A 1,354-nucleotide genomic window follows, 5' to 3' on the forward strand; every position below is an offset into this window, starting at 1 on the left:
TGAACCACCCCGAGTTTGGTGCACACCGGTTATTGGTGCGCAGTCTCTGATTGGGCTGCGGTCGTAGCGTAGTAGATGGTCTCGTACTCGGTCGGTGGGATGCGGCCCAGGCGGTGCATGAGCCGGTCGGTGTTGTACCAGTGCACCCACTCGGCGGTGAGCAGTTCCACGTCTGTCAGCCGGTGCAGCGGGCCGCGCCGGAACGGGGAGTCGTCGCGGACGGCTTCGTGTTTGTAGAGCCCGATGGTCGTCTCAGCCAGGGCGTTGTCGAAGGCGTCCCCGACCGACCCGATCGACGGGATGAGCCCGGACAGGGCCAGGGTTTCCCCGAAGCGCACCGACGTGTATTGCGAGCCCGCGTCGCTGTGGTGAATAGTGCTGCCGGACAATGGATTACCTTCACGTCTGCGTAGTTCGGCGGCGTGCTGGATCGCCCGCCGCACGAAGGCGTCGCTCTTGCTCGCTGAGCAGGTCCAGCCCACAATCCGGCCGGCGTACGCGTCGATGGCGAACGCGGTGTACACGAACGCCCCGCTGGACAGTCGGACGTAGGTGAAGTCCGCGACCAGCAGCCGGTTCGGGGCGGGGACCCGGAACTGGCGGTCCACCAAGTCTGGTGCCCGTCCCGCGGCCGGGTCCGCGATGGTGGTGCGGACCTTCTTGCGGCGGGTGACCCCGTGCCAGCCGTTGGCGCGCATGAGGCGCTCCACGGTGCAGCGGGCCACGGTGATGCCCTGGCGCTGCAGGTGAGCCCACATCTTGGTCGCCCCGTATAGCGATTCGGGTGTGCGTCGGCCCTTCTCGTCAGGTTCGTAGTAGCCGGCCAGCACTTCGGTGATGACGGTGTCCCACAACGTGCGTGCTGACGGTGGGCGGGACAGCCAGGCATAGAACGTTCTCGGGGCAATCTGGCAGCCGTGCTCGGACAGCACGCGGCAGATCGGAGCGACCCCGAACCGAGCGCGATGCTCGGCGATGAACGCACAGATCAGCGGCGTCGCGGGTCGTTCTCCCGCGCGAAGAAACTTGTTGCCGCCTTGAGGATTTCGATGGTTTCTTCTAGTTCACGGTTCTTGCGTTTGAGCTCTCGATTCTCCCGCGCCATGTCGGTGCTGACCCCCTCGCGGGCACCGGAATCAACCTCGCTCTGGTTGGACCAGCGACGCAGCGATTCGTAGGACACACCCAACCGCTTGGCGACCGCCTCCAGACATGCGGTGCGGGTGTCGTACTCCTCGGCGTGATCGGTGACCAACCGCACCGCCCGGGCCTTGAACTCCTCGTCGTACTTCTTCGGCATGATGCGAACAACCTTCCCTCGAAAGAAGGTGTGCATCAAACCCGGGGTGGTTCA

The 1,354-nt window shown here is 65.1% G+C and carries 1 protein-coding gene; it reads right to left on the reverse strand.

Annotated features, from left to right (window positions below; genetic code table 11):
- Positions 1-29: 29 nt before the first annotated feature.
- A protein-coding gene (locus ACJH7A_RS30490; protein ID WP_267325820.1) for an IS3 family transposase occupies positions 30-1,300 on the reverse strand; the annotation gives its coding sequence in 2 pieces (ribosomal slippage) (positions 30-1,027 and positions 1,027-1,300; 1,272 coding nt in all).
- Positions 1,301-1,354: the final 54 nt, after the last annotated feature.

This window comes from Mycobacterium sp. SMC-17 (assembly GCF_045310915.1).
GTDB lineage: Bacteria > Actinomycetota > Actinomycetes > Mycobacteriales > Mycobacteriaceae > Mycobacterium.